The following is a 5,463-nucleotide window of genomic DNA, read 5'->3' as shown; positions in this document are numbered from 1 at the left end:
TCGGCGCGGCGCTGCTGATGGAAGCGGGCGGGCTGTCGATGGCGATGGGCGCGTTTGTCGCGGGCGTCCTGCTCTCCGAATCCTCCTTCCGCCACCAGCTTGAAGCCGATATTGAGCCCTTCCGTGGCCTGCTGCTCGGCCTCTTTTTCCTCGGCGTCGGGATGTCGCTGGATTTGAAAGTGGTGGCGCAACACTGGCTGCTGGTTTCAACCGGCGTCATCGCCTTGATGGCAATGAAAGCGGCGTGTATCTATTTCGTCGCGCGCCTCGCCAAAAGCAGTCATGCCGATGCGCTCGACCGCGCGGTAATTATGGCGCAGGGCGGTGAATTTGCTTTCGTCCTCTTTGCCGCAGCGGTCAATAACGGCGTCATTACCGATGCCGATAACGCGACCATGACCGCGACCGTTGTTCTTTCCATGGTCTTAACGCCGCTGGTCATTCTTTTGCATAACCGTTTTGCCAAAAAAGAAAGCGCCGCCGAGCGCGAAGCCGATACCATCGAAGAACAAAAACCGGTTCTAATCATCGGCATGGGCAGATTCGGCCAGCACATTCAAAGAATGATACAAATGAGCGGATACGGAACCACCATTATTGATTTGGATCCGGTACAGGTTCAGGGCTTTACCCAATACGGCGTCAAAACCCATTTTGGCGATGCCTCGCGGCATGAGTTGCTTATTGCCGCCGGTATTGAAAACGCCTGCATGATTGTCGTCGCCATCGATAACCGCGAACAGGCATTGCAAATCGTCCGCTTCGCCCGCGAGATTAACCCGAACATTAAAATCGTCGCCCGCGCCTTTGACCGCCTCCATACCTTTGCGCTCTATCAGGCGGGTGCAAATGAAATTGTCCGCGAATTGTTTGATGCGTCCGTCCGTGCGGGCAAAGGCGCCCTGAAACTGCTCGGCATAAAAAATGATATTGCCGACCATATCGCCTATTACTACTTCCATACCGACCGCCACAAAATGGTCGAACAGGCGCGCATTTATGACCCCAAGCTGGGGCCATTCCAAAACCAGCAGGCTATCGAAATCGGACACGCCTATGACATCCGGATGGCGGACGACATCGCCGCCATCATCCGTGGCGAGCCGGTCGCCCCCGTGGGCCGCGACCTCGACGAAGACGACGCCTAAACCGCGCCACCCCCACAACAAAAACATAAAAGGAACCCGTCATGAAGCACAAAACCCCCGCGGCGCTCGCCGCCTGGAACCTCTACCCGCTGACGCGCGACCCGGCAGTCATCGGCTTCCTCGTCAAACACGACGGCGACGACATCCTCGCGCAGGCGCGCGAACTCATCGCGCAAAGCTGGCAGGGCGGGCCCGACCCGGCGCTGGCCACCGCGCTGCAAGACCGCCTGATGGACTACCTCTGGGACAAAAACGACGACGAAAACGGCGAACAGGGCGCGCTGGAGCTGCTCGCCGCGCTGGAAGCGCTCTGCCGCGACCTGCTCGATGGTGGCAACCGCGCGCTCAAGGCGGCGGAAAACGCGCTCGATTACCGCCTCAATTACCTGGCGGAGACGGGCGCAGACGCGGCCGCCATCGCCGCCCTGCAACGCCAGTTGGCGGAACAGCGCGCCGCCCTTGGCAAAGCCCCCGCCGCCCCGCTCGGCAGCGACCAGAAAGCGCTGCTGACGGCATTGGGCGCGCGCGCAAATTGAAACCAAAAAACCCCGCCGAGGCGGGGTTTTTTCTGGCTCACAAATGCCGCAGCAGCTTCTCCTCCTCGGCGCTGGGGGCAAAGGCGCGGCCTTCGTAGAAATCCAAAATGGCGGCGATGACCGCGTCGGCGTCATCGACCAGCGTCATCAGCCGCATATCCTCTGCCTTGATGAGGCCTTGCGCGACCATCGTTTCTTCCATCCACGCCAGCAGGCCGCGCCAGAAAGCGCTGCCGACGAGAATCACCGGAATCTTGCGGCTCTTGCCGGTCTGAATCAGCACGAGGATTTCCGCCAGCTCGTCCAGCGTGCCGAAGCCGCCGGGCATGACGACATAAGCGTTGGCGTATTTGACGAACATCACCTTGCGCGAGAAAAAGTGGCGAAATTCCAGCGAAATATCCTGAAACTCGTTCGATGACTGCTCATGCGGCAACTGGATATTCAGCCCGACCGACAGCCCCTTGGCGCCCTCATACGCGCCCTTGTTTGCCGCCTCCATCACGCCGGGGCCGCCGCCGGAAACCACGGAAAAGCCCGCGTCCGACAGGCGTTTGGCGATTTCCTGCGTTTGCCGGTACACCGGATGCTCCGCGTGAATCCGCGCCGAGCCAAAAATGCTCACCGACGGCGCAATCACCGCCAGCTTCTCAAACCCCTCGACAAATTCCGACATGATGCGGAATACCCGCCATGCCTCACCCTGCATACCGTGCGCACCATTGTCCGGGTGCAACTCCTTCGGCGGACGCCGTTTGCCCATAAAACACTCCTTAAAAAATTGACAAGCACCCGGGGCGCCCAAACAATAGCGCGCCTGCGGGAAAGCGCGCCATTCTGCCGCAAAGCCCCGCCCACCACAAACGGAACCCCCATGCACCAGCCCGACCCGAATCACCTCGTCGTCCTCGTGGACGGCTCGTCCTACCTTTTCCGCGCCTTTCACGGCCTGCCGCCGCTCACCAACCGCGACGGCCACCCCACCGGCGCGCTGCACGGCGTCATCAAAATGCTCGCCAAACTCTACGACGACCACCAACCCGCCTACTTCGGCGTCGTCTTCGACGCGCCGGGCAAAACCTTCCGCCACGAACTCTACCCCGCCTACAAGGCGCACCGCCCGCCGATGCCGGACGACCTGCGCGTCCAAATCGAGCCGCTGCACCGCCTCATCGAAGCGCTTGGCTTCCCGCTCATCATCGAACCCGGCGTCGAAGCCGACGACGTCATCGGCACCCTCGCCATGCAGGCGCTCGCCGAACACTATCAAGTCGTGATATCCAGCGGCGACAAGGATATGGCGCAACTGCTCACCCACGCCGACATCACCCTGCTCGACACCATGAAAAACGCCGTCACCACCACCGCCAACATCGCCGACCGCTTCAAAGTCGATGCGCTGCGCGCCGACCAGGTGATTGACTTCCTTGCGCTGGTCGGCGACACCTCGGACAACATCCCCGGCGTGCCGAAAGTCGGGCCGAAGACCGCCGCCAAATGGCTGGCCGAATACCAGAACATCGACAACATCATCGACAACGCGACCAAAATCCCCGGCAAAATCGGCGAAAACCTGCGCGCCGGACTCGACACCCTGCGCCTCTCACAACAACTCGCCACCATCAACACCGCGCTTGAGCTCAACACCCGCATCGCCGACCTTGCGCTACAACCGCGCCAGCCGGACAAACTCGCTGCCCTCTGCGACACCTACGAACTCGCCAGCATCAAAGCACAATACCTGAAAACCCCCACCGCGCCGCCGCCCGCGCCCGTCGCCACCCACTACCGCGCCATCACCACCCTGGACGAACTCGACACCCTCATCGACCGCCTCAAAAACAGCGACGGCTACGCCATCGACAGCGAAACCGACAGCCTCGACTACATGCGCGCCAACCTCGTCGGCATCAGCCTCGCGCCCGTGCCCGGTGAAGCGTACTACCTGCCGCTGGCGCACCAGTTGAGCGCCAACCTGCCCTACGAAGCCGCGCTCGCCCGCCTCAAACCCCTGCTCGAAGCGGACGCCCCGCCGAAAAGCGGCCAGCACCACAAATACGACCGCCACGTCCTCGCCCGCGCCGGCATCGAACTGCGCGGCGTCAAAGACGACACCATGCTGATGAGCTACATCACCGACAGCACCGCCACCCGCCACAACCTCGACGACCTCGCCGACTACTACTTGAACCACCAAACCACCACCTTTGAAGACATCGCGGGCAAAGGCGCGAAACAACTCACCTTCGACCAAATCCCGCTGGAAATCGCCACCGACTACGCCTGCGAAGACGCCGACATCACCCTGCGCCTGAAAAACCACCTCGCACCCAAACTCGCCGCCGCGCCGCGCCTCGACGCCCTTTACCGCGACCTCGAAATGCCGCTGGCCGAACTCCTCTACAAAATCGAAGCGACCGGGGTGCGCATCGACCCGGCAGCGCTCGCCGCACAAAGCGTCGAAATCAGCGCACAACTCGCATCCCTCGAACAAGCCGCGCACGCACTCGCCGGCAGCCCCTTCAACCTCGGCTCCCCCAAACAATTACAAGAAATCCTCTACGACCAACTCGGCCTGCCCGTGCTGCGCAAAACACCGAAAGGCCAGCCCAGCACCAACGAAGAAGTGCTGGCCGAACTCGCCGAAAGCCACGGCGCCGAACTGCCGCGCCTCATCCTGGAGCATCGCGGCCTCTCCAAACTCAAAACCACCTACACCGACCGCCTGCCCGAACTCATCAACCCGCAGACCGGACGCATCCACACCAGCTACCACCAGGCCGTCACCAGCACCGGCCGCCTCTCATCGAGCGACCCCAACCTGCAAAACATCCCGGTGCGCAGCGACGAAGGCCGCCGCATCCGCCGCGCCTTCATCGCAGAAGACGGCTGGCAAATCCTCGCCGCCGACTACTCACAAATCGAGCTGCGCATCATGGCGCACCTCTCCGCCGACCCCGGCCTGCTCGCCGCCTTCGCCAGAGGCGACGACATCCACCGCGCGACCGCTGCCGAAATCTTCGGCGTCGCGCCCGAAGCGGTTAGCCGCGAACAGCGCCGCGATGCTAAAGCCATCAACTTCGGCCTCATCTACGGCATGAGCGCCTTCGGCCTCGCGCGCCAACTGAACATCCCGCGCGGCCAAGCCGCCGACTACATCGACACCTACTTCGCGCGCTACCCGAAAGTACGCGACTACATGGACGCGACACGCGAAGCGGCGCACAAACAAGGCTACGTCGAAACCCTACTCGGCCGCCGCCTCTACCTGCCGGACATCAACAGCAAAAACCCGCAACGGCGCCAAGCCAGCGAACGCCTTGCCATCAACGCACCGATGCAGGGCAGCGCCGCCGACATCATCAAACGCGCCATGCTCGCCATCGACCGCGAACTGGGACTGGCACCCCTGCCAAATACAACCTCCCTCTTCTCCGAAACAGCGGGCATCCCCAACACAACCCCCCTCCCCCGTGGGGGAGGGCCGGGGTGGGGGCAGCAAACAAACCGCGCAGCGACAACCCGCGACGACCTGCGCCTCATCATGCAAGTCCACGACGAACTCGTCTTTGAAATCCGCCCGGAAGCCGCCGCCGACCTGACGCCGCGCATCGTTGCACTGATGGAAAACGCGATGATCCTCGCCGTACCGCTCATCGTCGATACCGGCATCGGCGCCAACTGGGACGAAGCGCATTAGCGGCTGTTTGCAATTTGAAAATTCCCCCTCCCCTGCAGGGCGAAGCCCGCAGCGGGGGAGGGTCGGGGAGGGGGTGAAC

4 protein-coding genes are annotated in these 5,463 nt (G+C 62.3%); 3 read left to right on the top strand and 1 reads right to left on the bottom strand.

Annotated elements, in window-relative coordinates; translation table 11 throughout:
- A partial coding sequence (locus tag Q0349_RS02335) for a cation:proton antiporter (protein ID WP_298079250.1) occupies positions 1-1,148 on the top strand: 1,148 nt, incomplete at its 5' end.
- Positions 1,149-1,189: 41 nt separating this feature from the next.
- On the top strand, positions 1,190-1,684 hold the full coding sequence (locus Q0349_RS02330) for a hypothetical protein (RefSeq protein ID WP_298079249.1): 495 nt from the start codon (positions 1,190-1,192) through the stop codon (positions 1,682-1,684).
- Between the two features lie 37 nt (positions 1,685-1,721).
- On the opposite strand, the gene Q0349_RS02325 is transcribed toward Q0349_RS02330, so the two are convergent.
- Positions 1,722-2,393, bottom strand: coding sequence for a TIGR00730 family Rossman fold protein (locus Q0349_RS02325; protein WP_366916256.1), 672 nt, complete (start codon positions 2,391-2,393; stop codon positions 1,722-1,724).
- Positions 2,394-2,558: 165 nt separating this feature from the next.
- Between Q0349_RS02325 and polA the strand changes: the two genes are divergently transcribed.
- A complete protein-coding gene (polA, locus tag Q0349_RS02320; RefSeq protein ID WP_298079246.1) occupies positions 2,559-5,384 on the top strand; it encodes a DNA polymerase I in 2,826 nt (941 codons plus the stop codon).
- The last annotated feature ends 79 nt before the right edge of the window (positions 5,385-5,463 follow it).

The sequence above is a fragment of the uncultured Cardiobacterium sp. genome (assembly GCF_938028185.1).
Classification (GTDB): Bacteria; Pseudomonadota; Gammaproteobacteria; order Cardiobacteriales; family Cardiobacteriaceae; genus Cardiobacterium.
This window is presented reverse-complemented; position numbering and strand designations above follow the sequence as displayed.

Excerpts from the sequence above, each read along its gene's own strand:
- polA (WP_298079246.1), top strand. The coding sequence starts at position 2,559 with ATGCACCAGCCCGACCCGAATCACCTCGTCGTCCTCGTGGACGGCTCG.
- Q0349_RS02325 (WP_366916256.1), bottom strand. The coding sequence starts at position 2,393 with ATGCAGGGTGAGGCATGGCGGGTATTCCGCATCATGTCGGAATTTGTC.
- Q0349_RS02330 (WP_298079249.1), top strand. The coding sequence starts at position 1,190 with ATGAAGCACAAAACCCCCGCGGCGCTCGCCGCCTGGAACCTCTACCCG.